This window comes from Streptomyces albipurpureus (assembly GCF_023701525.1).
Classification (GTDB): domain Bacteria; phylum Actinomycetota; class Actinomycetes; order Streptomycetales; family Streptomycetaceae; genus Streptomyces; species Streptomyces albipurpureus.
The window spans coordinates 129,729-147,644 of record NZ_JAMQAW010000032.1; the positions used below are offsets into that span (position 1 = coordinate 129,729).

At 61.8% G+C, this 17,916-nt stretch carries 16 protein-coding genes; all 16 read left to right on the plus strand.

Features of this window, described 5'->3' with window-relative positions:
- Positions 1–9 precede the first annotated feature (9 nt).
- The 16 genes from NBG84_RS26015 to NBG84_RS26095 all read left to right on the plus strand — a co-directional run bounded on the left by NBG84_RS26015 (position 10) and on the right by NBG84_RS26095 (position 17,884).
- Positions 10–1,542, plus strand: coding sequence for a phage portal protein (locus NBG84_RS26015; RefSeq protein ID WP_250922028.1), 1,533 nt, complete (start codon positions 10–12; stop codon positions 1,540–1,542).
- Between the two features lie 151 nt (positions 1,543–1,693).
- On the plus strand, positions 1,694–3,142 hold the full coding sequence (locus tag NBG84_RS26020) for a hypothetical protein (protein ID WP_250922029.1): 1,449 nt from the start codon (positions 1,694–1,696) through the stop codon (positions 3,140–3,142).
- A gap of 2 nt (positions 3,143–3,144) precedes the next feature.
- A complete protein-coding gene (locus tag NBG84_RS26025; protein ID WP_250922030.1) occupies positions 3,145–3,336 on the plus strand; it encodes a hypothetical protein in 192 nt (63 codons plus the stop codon).
- Between the two features lie 92 nt (positions 3,337–3,428).
- Positions 3,429–4,061: a hypothetical protein gene (locus tag NBG84_RS26030; RefSeq protein WP_250922031.1), complete on the plus strand. Its 633-nt coding sequence runs from the start codon at positions 3,429–3,431 to the stop codon at positions 4,059–4,061.
- A 20-nt stretch (positions 4,062–4,081) separates the two neighbouring features.
- Complete coding sequence (locus NBG84_RS26035) at positions 4,082–4,477, plus strand: head decoration protein (protein WP_250922032.1); 396 nt, start codon at positions 4,082–4,084, stop codon at positions 4,475–4,477.
- Between the two features lie 13 nt (positions 4,478–4,490).
- Positions 4,491–5,513 carry a major capsid protein gene (locus tag NBG84_RS26040; protein WP_250922033.1) on the plus strand — a complete coding sequence of 341 codons (1,023 nt, stop codon included), beginning with the start codon at positions 4,491–4,493 and terminating at the stop codon, positions 5,511–5,513.
- A 21-nt stretch (positions 5,514–5,534) separates the two neighbouring features.
- Positions 5,535–5,768, plus strand: coding sequence for a hypothetical protein (locus tag NBG84_RS26045; protein WP_250922034.1), 234 nt, complete (start codon positions 5,535–5,537; stop codon positions 5,766–5,768).
- On the plus strand, positions 5,746–6,123 hold the full coding sequence (locus NBG84_RS26050; protein WP_250922035.1) for a hypothetical protein: 378 nt from the start codon (positions 5,746–5,748) through the stop codon (positions 6,121–6,123). The genes NBG84_RS26045 and NBG84_RS26050 overlap by 23 nt, the downstream gene beginning before the upstream one ends.
- Entirely contained in the window at positions 6,120–6,473 is a 354-nt protein-coding gene (locus NBG84_RS26055; RefSeq protein WP_250922036.1) for a hypothetical protein, read from the plus strand. Before NBG84_RS26050 ends, NBG84_RS26055 begins: the two co-directional genes overlap by 4 nt.
- A gap of 777 nt (positions 6,474–7,250) precedes the next feature.
- Positions 7,251–7,841: a phage tail tube protein gene (locus NBG84_RS26060; protein WP_250922037.1), complete on the plus strand. Its 591-nt coding sequence runs from the start codon at positions 7,251–7,253 to the stop codon at positions 7,839–7,841.
- Between the two features lie 90 nt (positions 7,842–7,931).
- Positions 7,932–8,252, plus strand: a complete 321-nt coding sequence (locus NBG84_RS26065) for a hypothetical protein (protein WP_250922038.1) — start codon at positions 7,932–7,934, stop codon at positions 8,250–8,252.
- A gap of 411 nt (positions 8,253–8,663) precedes the next feature.
- Entirely contained in the window at positions 8,664–14,120 is a 5,457-nt protein-coding gene (locus NBG84_RS26070; RefSeq protein WP_250922039.1) for a peptidoglycan DD-metalloendopeptidase family protein, read from the plus strand.
- A complete protein-coding gene (locus NBG84_RS26075; protein WP_250922040.1) occupies positions 14,120–14,311 on the plus strand; it encodes a hypothetical protein in 192 nt (63 codons plus the stop codon). Before NBG84_RS26070 ends, NBG84_RS26075 begins: the two co-directional genes overlap by 1 nt.
- 506 nt (positions 14,312–14,817) lie before the next feature.
- Positions 14,818–16,518 carry a hypothetical protein gene (locus tag NBG84_RS26080; RefSeq protein WP_250922041.1) on the plus strand — a complete coding sequence of 567 codons (1,701 nt, stop codon included), beginning with the start codon at positions 14,818–14,820 and terminating at the stop codon, positions 16,516–16,518.
- A 50-nt stretch (positions 16,519–16,568) separates the two neighbouring features.
- Complete coding sequence (locus NBG84_RS40760) at positions 16,569–17,627, plus strand: DUF5047 domain-containing protein (protein WP_285367731.1); 1,059 nt, start codon at positions 16,569–16,571, stop codon at positions 17,625–17,627.
- Positions 17,624–17,884, plus strand: a complete 261-nt coding sequence (locus NBG84_RS26095; RefSeq protein ID WP_250922042.1) for a hypothetical protein — start codon at positions 17,624–17,626, stop codon at positions 17,882–17,884. Before NBG84_RS40760 ends, NBG84_RS26095 begins: the two co-directional genes overlap by 4 nt.
- Positions 17,885–17,916: the final 32 nt, after the last annotated feature.

Consider the following 17,916-nt stretch of genomic DNA (forward strand, 5'->3'; position numbering starts at 1 on the left):
GGTCCGTAAGTGCCTATCGATGCAACGAAGGTGGAGTCTCCCGGATGGTGGCTGCAACGGCTCGGAAAGAAATTGCTCGACGAGCGAGCAGACTCGATCGATTCTGATGGTGAGAAAACACCGGGACTCGACACTCTCCGCGACTTCGCCGAAGGCCGCCCACAGATGCCCCACGTTCCCGGTGTGGATCCGCGGGAGGTTCGCGAGTGGATGCGGGACGCGCGGACCAACTGGACTGCGCTGGTGCTGGACAGTCCAGTCGAGCGAATGCACGTCGACGGTTTCCGATTCGGCAGCACCGACGAAGGCGCCCCTGAGGGCAAGAGTGACGGTGCGTCGACGTCAGACAAGGAAGCCAACCGAGTCTGGCAAGAGAACAGCATGGACGCCGATGCCGACCTCGTCCACTACGGCGCGTTGTCACAACGGCGAGCGTTCGTCCTGGTGGAGAAGGGCGACGACGGTAGACCCGTTCTGACGCACGAGACACCTCGTCAGGTGGCCGTCGAGCACGCGCAGGGCAACCGTCGGAAGCTCGCTGCCGGCCTCAAGCTGTGGCGAGACGACTGGACTGGACAGACCCGGGCGACGCTCTGGACGCCTGAGACGGTGCACGAGTTCATGACCAAGTCAAATGCGCCCGCCTTTGGCGGACGATCTGCACAGCTCCGGTCATGGGATGCGTTGGTACTTCCCAACGCGAAAGACGGCACGCGTCCCAATGATCTCAAGGCCGTCCCCCTCGTCCCCTTCATCAACCGACGCAACCGTCGACCGGAGGGCTTCGCGGAGCACGAGGACGTTCTGACCATCCAGAACCGCATCAACCTGTCGCTGATCAACCTGATCGCTGCCATGAAATACGGAGCGTTCAGACAGCGTTGGGCCTCTGGCCTGGAGGTTGACGAGGACCCGGTCACGGGACAGAAGATCCAGCCGTTCCAGCTCGATATTCGGAAGCTGTGGACATCCGCCGAGACTGACACTCGCTTCGGTGAGTTCGCTGCCACCGACTTGACGCCCTATATCGCAGCTGTGGAGTCCGCGGTACAGGACCTGGCAGCCATTTCCCGCACTCCTCCGCACTACCTGTTGGGCCAGGTCGTCAACGTCAGCGGAGACGCGCTGAAGGCTGCGGAGACCGGACTCGTCAGCAAGGTGCGCGACAGACAGCGCAACTTCGGCGAGTCGTGGGAACAGGTCATGCGTCTGTCCTTCGTCGTTCTTGGCGACGAGAAGCGCGCCACAACCTACGACGCAGAAACCGTTTGGCGCGATCCTGAGTCCCGCAGCATTGCTGAGCTGGCCGACGCAGCCGTGAAGAAGAAGGCTGCCGACGTCCCATGGCGTCAGCGAATGCAAGACATGGGCTATACCCCCACACAGATCGACCGTATGGAGATCGACCGTGCCGCGGACTCGCTGAACGCAACACCTCCCGCGCCTGACCCACAACAGCAGCCGGCCTCCCTCGCAGATGCTCGTGCACAGCGCGATCAGCGACTCATGATCGGACGGGGCGCCGATGCTGACGCGGCTTGATCGCCAGTACGGGGCCGCAGTCAGCCGGGTGTGGACGAGTGTCCGCGGACGGGTTGGTCGGTCATGGACTGACCTTGGGTCCTGGCGGGAGGCAGACGTACGGCGATTCCAGCGCGCTGCACTTCCCACGGTCCTCGGTGGTCAGCGTCAGGTGGCGAGCCTGACGGCGTCGTATTTGGAGACGCTGTATCGGGAATCCGAAGCCGATGACGCTCACCCCATCGACCTGGACTTCGACGCTGTCACGGGCAGGGCGTTGCGGGATGTAGACCCCGAAGAAGTCTATCGACGCCCCTTCAAAGAGGTGTGGAACGCACTCTCGAAGGGCGAGTCACTCGATGTCGCCACCACACGAGGCGCTCACCGCCTCGACACCATCACGGCGACGGATCTCCAGCTAGCGCGTACTCACACGGTGCGTGAAGTCGCTGCCGATCAGGACGGTGTGACCTACACCGTCCGGGAGTTGTTCGGCGAGTACGACTGTGCGTTGTGCATGATCGCGTCGACGCAGAGGTACCACAAGCGCGACCTCCAGCCTATCCACCCCGGATGCAACTGCATCGTCAAGACGGTCAGTGCCGATTACGACCCTGGCCAGATCATCGACGAGGCAAAGCTTGAGCGGATACATGAGCTCGTCCAAGAGGCCACAGGTCAGAGTGACCGTGGTGGACGCGCGATCGACTACCGCCAGATCATCATCGCGCGCAAGCACGGTGAGATCGGGCCCGTGTTGACATTCCAGGACCATAGCTTCATCGGACCTGGCGCCATCGGACCTACTGGTAACGGTGGAGATGAGCCTCCCTCGACGACTCCCGCACAGCCAAATCCCCCTGAAGATGGTCCGGGTCCCCTGGGATCGTCGATCTTCGATGGTGGGGCCAACGACCATGACGAGACGCCACCTACTGTTCGAACGCGTCAGGCCCTTGATCATGCCATCGCGGCGATTGCTCGCGTCCACGGTATGGATCGCGAACTACCGCGCATCCCGCTCTATACAGAGACTCGCCCCGACTATGGCGGGGTGTACAGGCGTGTCGGAGATGAGTCGGTGCTGCTACGAATCAACCCAGCACCCTACGCCCATCCAGAACTGACCGCTGTACATGAGCTGGGACACTTCCTGGATCACCAAGGTATCGGTGAGCCCGGAGTCATGAGTACGGGCCTGGACAACGACGAGGTGGCACCTGACAGCATATTTGCCGAGTGGTGGGATGCGGTACAGCGTACAGACACGCATCGAACACTTCGGATGATGAAGAAGTGGAGTCCCAAGATGCGATGGGCGAAGATCGAACAGCCCAACGGCACCATTGAGGACTTCTACGTCTCTCGGGAGTACGTGAGTTACCTGGCGCGTCCACGGGAGGTGTTCGGTAGAGCGTATGCACAGTGGATCGCTACACGTTCGTATGATCCAGTCCTCATGGAGCAACTGCATGAGCTCAGTGATCCTGGTATGGGGGCCAAGTTGATCACCGGTTTTACGGCCGGGTACCCCGGGCAATGGCCTGCGGAGGAATTCGCTGAAATCGCTGACGCTCTTGACGAGCTCTTTGAGCAACTAGGACTGCTGGGGAAGCTATGAACATGGATAGACGGTCAGTGGTCGGGGACCTAGTGGAGCGATACGGATTCGAGGAAGCCCAACGCCGGCTCGAATCGATGTTGGAGGCTGAAGCTGCCGCTGATGAGACTCCTGACGCCACGGTGTCCACCACTCGTGATGCGGTGATGCGTCGCCTTGGCGATGGGCCTTGTATGGAGGACGTCTCCGAGTAGGTACTCGCATAGCGCATCTAGGGCACGCCCACCAGCGGGCCCTTTCTCATGCCCGACAGGGGCTAACACCTATCCCGACAGGGGAAACCACCATGCCCAAGCGCACCCGCGCTCGCTTTGCGCTGCTCACCTTTGCCTCTCAGCCGTGGACTCTCCACGAGGACCCTGACGGTGGCGGAGGCGGAGGGGGCGCTCCGACGGTCAACGAGCACGGATATCCGGACAACACTCCCACCGCTGACATGTCCGCGGAACACCAAGTCGCCTACTGGAAGCACCACGCTCGCAAGCATGAGCAGCGAGCCTCTCAGGCCCCTGACCCGGCCGAACTGGAACGCTTGCGTGCCGCTGACGCAGAACTCGCCACCCGCAAGGCCGCGGACTTGAGCGAAACCGAGCGACTTCAGAAGGAACGCGACGACGCTGCGGCTCTCGCTGCTGCCAATGCAGCGACTGCTGCGGCTGCGACGGCTGAGCTCTTGCGCGTTCGGGTCGCGGCAGACAAGGGACTGACCGTCGCTCAGGCCAAGCGACTCCAGGGCTCCACGAAGGAGGAACTGGAGGCAGACGCCGATGCGCTGAAGGCGGAGTTCGGCCAGACCGGAGATGCCGGCAGCCAGGGCGGATCGTCCCGTTCAGGCGGAGCCCGTGGGAGCGACGTCGGTGGCACCAAGGGCGTAACGACCGGCGCTGAGCGATATCGCGAGCGCCACGGAAAGAACTGACCACTCCTCTAGGAGGACATATGGACCTCAGCCTCAAGGTTGAGAGCTTCACTCAGGATCGCCGGGATTGGCTGGGGTCCGCGCACGGCACGGACGCGCCTGTCTCAGCTTCTCTCGACGTCAGTAAGTTCACCGCTGGTACCCACTACCCCGACGGGTACATCAAGAGCGGTATCCCGCTGGGGAAGGTGACGGCCACCGGGCTCTATGGCCCCTACGACGATGCTGTGAGCGATGGCCGGCAGACCCTCGTGGGCTTCCTGTTCACCGCACAGGATGTCAACGCGCGACGGGTGGCGTCGACCAAGGTCGTCGGCTCGATGCTCGTCCACTGCTTCATCCGTGAGGCGAAGCTCCCGATCGCCGTCGACGCTGCTGGCAAGACCGATGTCGCCGGCCGCATCATCTTCGTCTGAGAGGCCCTGATAAATGCAGCTCATCACTGAGTACGCGACCCCTGCGGAGCTGACCGGCTACGCACGCGAGGCGTTGCGGGACCGGGAGGAGAATCAGTTCTCCCTCAACCGCTGGCTCCCCAACGACACGATCAATGATCTTGTCTATCGGTTCAACCGGGGAGGCGGTGGCCTCGTGGAGGCAGCTGTGTTCCGGGCGTTCGACGCTGAGTCGGACATCGGATCCCGGTCAGGTGCCGCGAGGGTAACCGGCGAGCTTCCGCCGATCTCGCGGAAGTACCCGCTTGGCGAGTACGACCAGATCAAGATGCGAAACGTGGACAGTCAGGACGACGAGATCCGCGATGCGATGGAGAAGGATGCCGTCAAGGGCATCTCTGCCATCGCGGCTCGTACAGAACTGGCCCGTGGTGACGCGATCTTCAACGGGTCCGTCACCATTGCTGAAAACAACGTCTCAGCTGGAGTTGACTTCGGTCGCAAGGCCGGACACTCCGTGACGGCCGCGATTGCGTGGAGTTCCACGGAGACGTCGCTGGCCTACGACTACTTCATGGCATGGCTCGACGTCTACAACGACACGAACGGCGACCTACCGGCGAACACTCTCATGTCGCGGAAGGCATACAACTTCCTGCGTCGGAACAAGCAGATCCGAGAGCTTGCCTATCGCGGATCTTCGACCGCACCGACCGTACTGACCAAGGACGACCTGAACAACATCTTGGGTGACTTCGACATCCCGCCTGTGGCTATCTACGACGCCAAGGTGTCCGTAGCGGGTACGGCTACCCGTGTCACTCCGGAGGACAAGATCGCATTCCTGCCAGCGCAGGGTGACGCGTTGGGTAAGACGCTATGGGGTGTCCCCGTGGAGGCGAACGATCCTCGATACGGGCTGGCTGGTGATGCTGCGGGCGTGGCTGTGGGCGCGTACAAGTCGGAGGACCCCCAGACCGTGTGGACTCGCGCGACTGCCATTGTCCTGCCTGTTCTGGGCGCTCCGGACCTCACGTTTGTCGCCGACGTCATCTAACTCCGAACGCGAGGCACTCACATGGCAACCCTGAAGTCAGTCGTCCATGTCACCGACGACAAGGGCAACGCCCACGTGTTCGGCCCCGCGGACGAGGTCCCGGAGTGGGCACAGGCACTGATCACCAACCCGAAGGTATGGGACGAGGTCCCGTCCGTAAGTCGACTCGCGGAGCCAGAACCTGCGAAGGCTCCAGCTAAGCGTGCCTCAGCACGGCGTAAGGCGGCTCCTGATGCCTCTGTTCACAACGGCTGAGCTTCGAGCACTTATCGGCACCATCTCCGACGAGCGCGCGGACCTGGCGCACGACCTGACGGAGGACGCCATTCGTGGCGAAGTGGGGGATCGGATCATCGACCCTCCGCAGCCGGGAGTGAAGTCCGTCGCCCTGGCGGTGGCTGCCCGGGTGCTGACGAATCCGGCAGGGGTCCGCTCTGAACAGGCAGGCGGAATGCTGATCTCCTACGCAGACGCACAAACCGGCGTTGCGCTCTCTGAGGATGAGCGCCGTCGGCTGCGTCGCGCGGTGGGTCTGTCTTCTGGGGCCTCGATGCTGACGATCGCTCCCATCGACGACGGACGGCATGTTCGGATCTGGCAGGCGCCATGAGCCTGATCAAAGAACTGATGTCGGAGACGATCCAGATCCGACGCCCCGGCACACCAGTTCGTGACTCTACGGGCTCGTTCGTCCCTGGCCCTCCGGTGTTCATCACTGTGGAGGATTGCGCGGTGATGAGCCCGTACGGCGTGACCGTTGGGTCCTCGTCGGAACAGCAGGACGCGTCGACGACTGTCACAACACGACGCGTCCTGTCGGCGCCGCTTGGGACCGATGTGCGTGCTGGCGATCGAATCAATCGTGGAAGCGAAACGTACGAAGTCATCGGACGGCCGCTGATCTTTCCTCTGACGTCGTTGGCCCGCGTGGAGGCATCCCTGGAGGAGGTGACCGGCTGATGGCGTACCGCTCTAAGTACACCGGGCGCTACTCAGGTCTGGGGGCCATGGTGTCCGCACCATGGCTGCAAGCACGATGTGTTGCTGCCGCGGACGAGATTGGTGTAGCGGCTCAGGCTGTATCGCCTGTCGGAGACCCGACGGAGGATGCGCACCCTGGTCTGTATAAGGCCAGCTTCAGCGTTGTGCCTATCGCCAAGAGCGTCCGTTTCAGGGGTCGTCCACGTCGCCGCCATGGCGCACGGCTGATCAACTCTGCGTCGCACGCTTGGCGTGTGGAGCATGGTGACGGGCGGGTGCCGCGCTACGCACCGATGCAGACGGCCATTGATGCTGTGAAGGCCATATATGGCTGACATCGAGGCAGTGCTGGCCCCGTGGGCTGAGTCGACGTTCGATGTGTTCTCCGCTGCCGAGACTCCTGCCGACCTGGAGGACCGACTCCCTGTGATCCGGGTGGAGCGCGTTGGCGGACACGACGATCGGTTCTCGCTGCATCCCCGAGTGGCAGTCGACGTCTTCGCGGCTACAGCGGACGAGGCTCGGACACTGGCGGCTCAGGTTCGTGACGCACTGCTCTTCCTTCACGGCTCTGTGAACGGTGCAGTCATTCGCTCCGTGCGGTGTGACTCTGGTCCGTCCCGGCAGCCGTGGGCCAGTCCCGCAATCCATCGACGTGGCGCCACGTACACCGTAAGCCTTCGAGCCGCATAACCCACAACTCTTTGACCCGAATCGCCGTCGGCATTCGGGTCTTTCGCATGCCCTGGAGGGCTGATGGCGGATACCCGTAATGCCGATCTCACGTTCGGCGCAACCGACTACCTCGTCTATGTGGCGGCCGTTAACACCGTTATGCCTACAGCCTTCGCTGACCCTGCGACTCCGTGGGTCAATGCAGGCTGGATCACCACTGAGGGTGGACTCTTCAAGATTGAGGAAGAGCAGCAGGACGTAGAAGCAGCAGGATCTTTGGACCCGATCCGGACTCTGACGACTAAGTCGACTAAGTCCGCTCAGGTGACCTTCCTCGAAGGTCTCAATCCCCTGGTACGGGCTCTCTACGACAACGTGCCGATCGATTCTCTAGAACCGACCACGGACGTCGCTACCTACGACCTCCCGGATAAGCCGGCCGATCTTCGGTACGCATTCATCTTCGACACCATGGACAGCGCCAAGCGTATGCGCCTGTACATGCCTAACGGCAAGGTGACCGAACGAGGCGACGAACAGCCGCAAACCACCGACGTGATGCCGCTCCAGATGACCTTCAAGTTCTACAAGGGCGCCAGCAATGCGGCAGCTGTCAAGCGCTCCCTGAAGTATGGCGGCGTTGACGTGTCGGCGTTCTTCCCGACGCCGTAACCCAAACCAGCAGAGCCCTGTACCGCGCGGGTCCGGGGCTCTGCTTTCTCATGCTTTTGACCCGCGCATTCTGACTTAGGAGACCCGCGCATGTCTGAAATCACTTCCGCTGAGGCACAGGAGATCGAGGCCACCGATGGCTACGGTGTCGCTGAGCTGAATGGCATCTCACTCCGCATCAAGAGCGTTTCCCACTGGCGCCCCTCGTACATGCGAGCCCTCCGCCAGGGCGACTACGACGGGTGGGCTGCTGGCGTCCTTCACGAAGATGACGTGCAGCTTTTCATCGACGAGGATGCGACCTTCGACGAGATCAACGCGTTCACCACTGCCGCTATGGAGGCTGTGGGAGAGACCCCGGGAAAGTCTGGAGCACGTTCGCGGTCCTCACGGAGCACGCGGAAGCGCTAGAAGGTGATCTCGCTTTCTATTGCGACGGCTTGGATCTTCTCGACGTCTATCGAGGAAAGCTCTCGCTTCGGAAGTTGAGGGTCCTTATCGAACGCCTTCCGCCTGAGTCGACGACGAAGACAGCGATCTGGAATTCCATCGATCCCGCCGACCTAGAAAAGGCCAAGACCAATCGCCGGCCAGGTCATGGTCCATGGAGCGCCGCTGAGATTCTCCTCGCTGGCATCAAGGATGAGATCTTCCTCAGCCGTGGCGTCGCAATCGCGGCTGCTGGTGGAAAGCCCCCGCCGTTCCATCCGACTCCGCGACCCGGAGTTGCCCCCACGTCGACCGGTGGCCCGCGAAAGTCGCTGAGCGATGAGCAGCGCCGCGCGCTAGACCCGCGGCTGAGGAATCAGACGTAGGAGAACCATGACTACTCCGCCCATTGTCGGCAATGCGGCCGTCGACGTCGTACCCATCATTCCGAATTTTCACACCAAGCTCAAAGGCCTCGTGCTGCCTATCGCCGATAAGGTGGGTAAGGAGGCAGGGAAGCGTATGGGGCAGGCGATTTCGAACAACATCGTGATCGCCATTCCCAATGCCATAACCCAGGGTGGTCGGGCGGGAGTTCAGGCTGCTGGCCGGCAGGGTGACAACGCGGGTGGTGCGTTTGCTCGCTCCCTGCGGACCAAACTGACGGCCGCATTCCGGGCTATGCCTAAGCTGGATATTCGACTTGGGGATACAGGTGTAGACGCTGAGCTGGCCCGAATCCGGGCACGCATGGAAACGCTGTCAAACAAGACCATTGGTGTGGATGTTTCTGTCGCAGCCGCTGAGGCTGAGATAGCCCGTCTGGAGGCGCAACTCCAGGAGCTTGGCGCCCAACATCCGAGCGTCGCGGTACGGGCGGACACGGCGACTGCCCGCGCGGCGTTGGCGGAGATTCGGGCGGAGATCGCGTCAATCCCGGGCCGGCGTGAAGTCGGAATCGAGGTGGACGGCGCATTCGGCGCGAAGCTCCGCGCGGTGGTTGCTGCGGCTCAGGCGTCGCTACCTGAGGTCAACGTCGACGCCGATACGTCGCCCGCGATGGCGGAAATGCAGCAGCTCCGCGCCCGTCTGGCGGCTCTGGCGGATGTGCGTGTTGGTATCGATATCGACGCGGGTGCAGCACTCGCGGAGGTCACGGCTATCCAGGCACGCCTTGGGGCGCTGAGTGTTCAGCGCACCGACATCGACGTCAGGGTAGACACTGGCAAGGCCGCTGCTGAGCTGGCGGCGCTTAAGGCCATGGCGGATGACAACAAGGTTTTCCGTATCACGGCTTTTGCAGACACGTCGCGTGCCGGTAACGCGATCATGCACCTAGGCCTCCAGATCGGCATCCTCACCGCCATCCCCCTGGCCCCGATCCTGACGGCCGGTATTGGCGCACTGACGTCCATGCTGGTCACGGCGGGTGCGGGTGTCGGCGCTTTCGCTCTGGCGGCCATCCCTGCTGTCAAGGGCGTCACCGAGGTCATCAAGGCTAAGAAGGCGGCTGAGGATGACGCTGCCAGCGCGACGTCTCGGGCGGCTGCCGCAACACAACAGGCAGCCTCACAGGCCCTTCAGATGGCGGGTGCCCAGCAGGCTCTGGAGTCGGCTCACCGCAACGCGGCCCGCAGCATCGCTCAGGCCAACCGCCAGGTAGCGGACGCGGAACGTGCCGTTGCCGACGCATCCCAGCGGGCCGCGGACCAACGACGGCAGGCTGCCGAGTCGGTGAAGCGAGCCGAAGAGGGCCTTGCCGACGCCAAGCATGCGGCACAACGTGCCGAAATGGACCTCACACAGGCGCGAGAGTCGGCAACCCAGCAGCTCCGTGACCTGAATCGTCAGATCGAGGGCGGCGCGCTTGACCAACGGTCGGCGGCGCTCCGTGTAACAGAGGCCCAGCTTCGTCTTCAAGAAGTCATGAAGGATCCGAAGGCTAGTGATCTGCAACGAGAGCAAGCCAAGCTAGCCCTCGACCAGGCAATGCTGTCATCGAAACAGCAACGTCAGGACTATCAGGAACTCCAGAAGGAAGCCCGTCGTCAGGCCAAGGCCGGCGTTGAGGGTTCTGATGCGGTGAAGTCCGCGACGGAGCGTCTCTCGGATGCTCAGCGCGACGTTGTGGAACGTGCCGAAGCTGTCGCCGACGCACAACAAGCATCGGCCCGTGCACAGGTGGATGCGGCTCAGTCTGTCGCGGACGCACAACGTCGTGTAGCGGACGCCGTACAGAACGCTGCTGAAGCTCAGGTGTCTGCCGCTGAGTCTGTGGAGTCCGCGGAACGTGGCGTTGCGTCAGCTCGTCTGTCTGGCGCGTCCGCGACGTCGACTGCTCTCTCCAAGTCGGAGGAATTCCGCAAGGAACTGGCGAAGCTGTCGCCGGAGCAGCGTGCCCTATACGACTCGATCGAGGGTCCGAAGGGTATCAAGTCGGCTTTCGAGTCGTGGCAGAAGTCGTTGCAGCCTCACACCCTCCCGCTCTTTACCCGCGGAGTGAACTCCGCTAAAGGCGCTTTGCCAGGACTGGGAACACTGGTGATTGAGGCGTCCAAAGGTATTACGACGCTGTATGACAAGGCGTCGGCGCAGATGAAGACGCCGTTCTGGGTATCCTTCAAGGCTGACCTGAAGGAGAGTGTTCAGCCGGCCGTCGAAGGCTTCGGTGTCGCATTTGGCAACATCATCAAAGGTATTGCCGGAATCATCGACGCCTTCCTTCCACACATGGATGGGATCGGTAAGAAGTCCGATTCCATCACCGGCAAGTTCGCCAAGTGGGGGACTAGTCTCAAGGGCTCGCCCAAGTTCGAGAAGTTCTTGGCGTACGTCAATGAGATGTCACCTAAGGTTTCGAATTTCCTGGGTGAGATTCTGGATGCGACGGTGCAAGTCGGAAAATCACTCTCGCCCCTAGCCGAAAAGATGTTTGAGGTAGTCGGCCCTATCTTCGATGCGATCTCATGGATTGCAACTGAGCATCCTGAGGTGGTGCAGGCGCTTTGGGGGATGTACTTTGCCCAGAAGGCGATCGGTCTCGGAATGGCCGCCTTCGCGGCAGCCATGTTCATCTACAAGATTGCCATGGCCGGTGCGACATTGGTGACGAGCGGCTTCACTTTCGCCATCTATGCCTCAGGTATCGGACCTGTGATTCTGGCGATTGTCGCGGCTATCGCGCTTCTGGTGCTCGGCGTCATATGGCTGTACAAGAACGTCGAATGGTTCCGCAAAGCGGTCGACGGAACATGGGACGGAATAAAGAAGGGTGCCTCATTTGTTTGGGAGCGCGTCCTTAAGCCCGCATTCGATGACATCGTAACCGGCACCAAGAAGGCGGGGGATGGTGCTATATGGCTTTGGGAGAAAGCCATCAAGCCATCTTGGGAGGGAATCAAGACGGGCACTGCGGCCGTCGGTGACGCCGCGATGTGGCTGTGGGAACGCGCCATCAAGCCGGCTTGGGACGGCATCTGGTGGGCTATCCAAAAAGTCGGCGACATCGTTATGTGGCTCTGGAACGAGATAATTTCTCCTACCTTCGGTCACTTGAAGAAGGCCGTCCAGACCCTGGTCACGGCGTTCCTAACCGCATTCCTCCTTCCAACCTATCTCGCGTTCAAGCACCTTGGCGGCGTCGTATCGTGGGTTTGGGAGACGCTACTCAAGCCGGTATTCGACGGCATAGCGGGCGCGGCTATATGGGTGTGGGAGGAGGCCCTCAAGCCGGGCTGGGACGGCTTCATGGCGCTGCTGACCGTCGTGGGCATTGCAGCATCAACGTTCTGGAATGAAGTCCTTTCTCCCATCTTCACGTCGATCGCTGACGGCGCCATTTGGTTGTGGGAGAACGCTCTCAAGCCGGGGTGGGAAAATTTCAAACTCGCCATGTACCTCGTTGGCGCTGCCGCTTCATGGTTGTGGAACGAGGCTCTGTCTCCCGTATTCACATACATTGGCGATAAGGCCAAGTGGGTGTGGGAAGAGATGATCAAGCCAGCGTGGGACAACTTCGAGTCTGCGCTGGACACCGTCGGCGACGCAGCCATGTGGCTTTGGGAAGAAGGCATTAAACCGTCGTTCGAGTGGATCGGCGACAAGGCAACCTGGCTGTGGGATGAAGGAATCAAGCCGGCATTTGATTCCATCAAGGACGGTTGGGATCGCCTGACCACAGCTATCAAAATTGGCAAAGGTAAGATTGGTGAGTACTGGGATGATCTGATGGACATGGCTAAGAAGCCTATCCGCTGGATCATCAAGCACGTTTACAACGGTGGAATTGTCCCACTGTGGAATCGCATATCCGAGGTGACGGGCGCTAGCCCGATCGAAGAGATATCGCTCGCAGCGATTGATAAAGCACAACCGAAGTTTGCCCGTGGAGGCATTCTACCCGGACAGTCATCGTGGCGCGATGGTGACGATCAGTTGGTTTCGATGCGACGTGGCGAAGGTGTTTACGTCTCCGAAGCGATGCGCGATCCGTTTGAACGAGCACGCCTCTTCGCGGTCAATCAGGCTGCAATGCGCGGTCAGTCCCTCGATCAGTTCCAGAATGCTGGCTTCGCCGAAGGCGGAATCATCGGCTGGATGAAGGACAAGGCCGGCGACGTCGGAGACTTTCTCTCCAAGGCGTCGGATTACGTCGACCCATCCAAACTCTTCAGCCCGATCGAGAACTACGCCAAAAGCAAGATGGCGTCGATGCTGACGAACCCTTGGACGCGCGAGATGGCCAAGCTGCCCGGAAAAATTCTGAACTCGTTGAAGACTTACGCGGTCGAAATGCTCGGCTTCGGCGGGGGCTACGGCGGAACTGGCACATGGGTCAAGCCCGTCGACGGCAAGTACAGCACGATGTTCGGTAAGGCCGGCTCCATGTGGTCCAGTGGACGTCACACCGGTGTCGACATCCCAGCAGCAGTGGGCGCCGCGATTCGCGCCGTTGACAGTGGCCAGGTTGCCTTCACGCGAACTGGTGGACCCTACGGAAATCACGCCCTGATCAATCACGGCAAAGGCCTGTCCAGCCTCTACGCACACATGTCGTCGACGGTCGCGAAAGCCGGCAACGCCATCAATCAGGGCGCACTCGTCGGCCGTGTTGGCGCCACAGGTAACACCACGGGCCCGCACCTCCACCTGGAGGCGAGACTCAATGGCCGGACCGTCGACCCGATGCGTTATCTGAACGGCTCTGGCGGAAGTGGTGGTAAGGGCGTTGCTCGTTGGCGCCCCCACGTGATGCAGGCTCTCAGTCTGACGGGCAACTCGCCCACGTACGCGGACATCACCCTGCGACGGATGACAAAGGAGTCCGGTGGCGATCCCAATGTCGTCAACAAGTGGGATAGCAACTGGGCAATGGGTACACCGAGCGTGGGCCTGATGCAGGTGATCCGTCCGACGTTTGAGGCGTTCGCCGGCGATCTCCGCAAAACCGGGCCCTTCAAGTACGGCGTGTCGGTCAATCCACTCGCCAACATCGTCTCCTCCATGCGCTACGCCAAGTCGGCCTACGGTTCACTTCCGAAGGCCTACAACCGTCCAGGCGGATACGCCGCGGGTGGGTTCCCAGAACTGGGCGAGCTTGCATGGGTGGGGGAGTCCGGACCTGAATTGGTTCGCTTCCTGCATCCCGCACAGGTGTACTCCGCGCCTGACTCAGCACAGATCGCACGCAGCATGTCGTCCATCCCAACACCCGGCGGAGGGCCGACGACGATTCAGGCTGACGTACGGGTGTTCGTCGGGGACCGAGAGATCACCGACATCGTGCGCACTGAGATCACCACACATGACACGACCTTGGCCATGGCGCTAGAAACCGGAAGGAACCTCTGATGTCTGACGAATCTGCGGAGCCCACGGGCGAAGGGGAGATCGTTCCCCCGATCATGCCCTATGAGCCTGAGCCTGTAGAGCCAGGCGACGACGTCGACCCACCGGGGGATGATATCGACCGTCCGCCCATGGAAGGCCCTAGCTACCCCACTCCGGGTGGGGTGCCGATCCCGGAGGAGCCCACGGGCTGATGCCGATCCCCGGGAATCTGCTGTCGGCCAACGCGGAGAGCATCGAGACTGATGCCTCCGCGTGGGTCGCTGTGGTCAACGCACACTCGCTGGCCAAAACCAACGGTGGCACTGACGGCCCGTCAAGTATGCAGTGGCGGACTACTGCCGCAGGAGACACCCAGGTCGGTCTAGTCACCAGGGTGCCCGTAACAGCCGGCGCGGAATACTGGTCATGCGCCTCAATCTTCCCGCCTGGGGCCGGCTCACAGTCGCGGGTAGAGATCCGATGGCACAACGCTGGTGGGACGCTGATCAGTACGACTCAGGGCGCCCTGATCACCGCTACGGGCGGGTGGCATCAAGTAACGGCACTGGGGACGGCCCCGGCTCTTGCAACCACGGCGAACGTAATCTTGCGGGCAACCGGGACCGGTGTGGGTCAGTACTGGTTCACGGACCGCATCTTCCTAGGACTCACACCGACGGTGCAGACCGGCAACCTGCTGAATTTCAACACTGAGACGATGGAGGTCAGTACCGCAGGCTGGTTCGCTTCGGCCAACGTGGCCCTGGGGATATCCAACTCCGCGTTCACGTGGTATCAGTCCCTGTCGATGAAGGCCGTAGCCTCCGGCGACATGCTCACCACTAGTGCGCTCTCACAGGCGCCAACGGTCGTAGCAGACACGGAGTACGTCGCCCACACCATGGTGTCGCCCGCTGTGGCGGCCCTGACGTTCCGCATCCAAATCCATTGGCGGGATGCAGGCGGGACAGACATCAGTGTGTCGTCCGCTGATTGGACCCCGCCGAGCGGCCAGTGGACGAGAGTCTCCGTCGTAGCAGTGGCTCCGCCTGGCGCCGTGCTAGCGCGCGTTGCCTTCGCTCCGACGGCCACGGCTGCCGGTCAGGAGTGGCTCGTCGACCGCGTGGTGCTTGCACCCACGAGCGCAGTCAGCACCGCCGGAAATCTGTTGCCCTACAACGTATCGTCGATGGAACAGGACATCTCCGGGTGGACGATCACAGCCGGTACGGCTACGCAGAGCCGTACCCAGGTGTTCAACGGCGGCTACTCCCTGCGAGCCGAAGCCGACGGCACCGCGGATATGCAGATCAGCACCACAGTACCGGTGGCCGGCATCACCCCCGGTTTTGGGCACCAGTTCACCCCTCCCATATATAGAGGAGCGGGTGTTACCAGGGCCTACGCGACACAACTGGAGTGGCTCAGTGCTACCGATGAGGTCCTCCGTACGAGGTGGCAGATATGGGGCGGAGTCTCTGAGGCGTGGGTCCTGGGCAGTCTCGGGGACCTGGCACCTGAGGGTGCGGTGTCTGTACGTCTGAGTGTCGTCGTCCCCGGTGCCACCGCAGGTGAGGTCTGGTATCTGGACCGCGTTCATCTCGGATTGGGTGGCCTGACCTGTCACGCAGTTGAAGCCCCCGGTGGTGGAGCCGCCCTGACTGTCCGCGGACTCACCACTGGTGGACCAACGTGGATATGGTCGCTGACTCGCGTGGTCGCTGGCGAGCAACCGCGACCGGTCCGCGGGTGGGATGGCGACCTGTCGTCGAAGCCGACGACGAGCGACACGTACGTCATTACCGACTACGAGGCGCCGCTAGGTGTGCCCGTGAGTTGGCGTATCTGGACCCAGACACCAACGCTCACAGCTTCACTGACGTATTTGAGCGTCGAGGTCACACTCGACGCCCCGGAGCTGGCCGTGTGGCTGACGGACCCTGGCTCACCTGCACGGGCGGCTCAGGTCACGGTGGGGACGCCGATGCCTGCATGGGCGCGATCAGCACGTCAGAACACCAGCCACGTGAGGCAACGAGCGATGCCTGTTGTCATCTCTGACGTGCGCGTCGGACGTACTGGACAGCTGAGTCTTGTCACAGCTGACACATCCGAGCGGGACGCGTTGTGGTGGATCCTGGAGGCGGGGGGTCCTTTACTCCTTCGGTGGCCCCCGCGCTTCGGTGAGCGGGACATGTATGTCTCGGTGGGTGAGGTGTCAGAGACCAGGGTCACGGACTTCGCCGAACACGCCGACCGCACCTGGACGCTTGCTCTCACAGAGATCGATCGACCTCCAGGCGGCATCACCGGCAGTGCTGACCGCACATGGCAGACCGTGAGGGACTCGGGCGCCACATGGGCTGAGGCTCTGGCCGGATCCATGACGTGGCTGGACGTCTATACCGGAGGTAGCTGATGCACGCCGTCACCCCGCTGTTCCTTCGGACGCTGACGACGTCGCATGCGATGACCGCTCGTGTCGATGCTCACTACGCAGGTGCGCTCACTGTGGCCGACCTCCCTTTCACGGATGGGACGGTCACGGTGGACCGGGGGAGTAAGGAGCGTCGGTCACTGTCTCTGACAGTGGCTGACCCCGCTTATCTTCCATGGTCCCCCACGGCACCTCTGGCGGTCTACGGACAGACCCTCGTCGTCAGTAGAGGCATCCGCTACCCGAACGGAACGTCAGAATCAGTACCGCTGGGAGTGTTCCGCATTGATGAGCCGCAGGGCGACGTACGAATGGGCCCCGTGACGCTCACGGGAAAATCCCTGGAATGCGTCATCAGTGAAGACACCTTCGACACTCCCAGATCCACACGGGGAATGGCTACTTGCGTTACCGCGATGACCAACCTGATTCAGCAAACGATGCCGTCGGCGGCCGTTGTGAACTTGACGGTCGGTGCTCGCAACCCCGCGTGCGCTGTGGTGGACTGGGACGCCGGAACCGATCGCTGGGATGCCGTTACGCAGATCGCAACGGCCATGCAAGCGGAAATCTTCTGTGACGTTCTCGGTCATTTTGTTATCACTGACGTCCCCAACGTGATCACCTCCCCTGCCGTATGGGATGTTGCGGAAGGAGAAGGCGGTTCACTCATCGCGTCGGGACGTCAGATGTCGCGCAACGCCGTCTACAACGCTGTCGTTGCGTCGGGTGAGAACACGGCATCTAACGCGCCACCAGTGAGCGCCTTCGCTCGTGATACAGACCCCCTTAGCCCTACCCGTTGGGGTGGGCCTTTCGGAAAGGTGACGAAGAGCATCTCGTCCGGGCTATGGCTTTCAACTGCCGCATGCCAAGCCGCTGCGAATGCCGCACTCTTCGACGCTATCGCGCCCAACATTCAGACGACGGTCGAATCTCTGCCGAATCCAGCCTTGGAAGCCGGCGACGTTATCCGCGTCTCCCACGTCGGTCGCAAAGAGCTCTACGTCCTCCAGTCCCTGAGTATCCCCCTGACGGCCACGGGTGATTTCACGATGACCCTGCGCGGGGGCAAGGAGGATTCCCCATGACGCTCTCAAAGCGCCTGGCAGATGCCATACAGAGGACCGCTGAGCGTGCCGTGGACCAGCGCGCAGCAGCCTGGATGGTGGCCACTGTGACGGCCACCTTCACCGACGGCACAGTCAATATCTCGACTGCCCGCGGACCTGTGGAAAGGGTGCGCAGACTGAAGTCCTATACGTCGCCAACAGTTGGCGACATTGTCCATGTCCTACGCAACGCTGACGGCAACTGGGCAGTCATCGGGGCCTATGCCACGTTATGACGAACACTTTTCCCTGACGTTCTCTTGGAGTC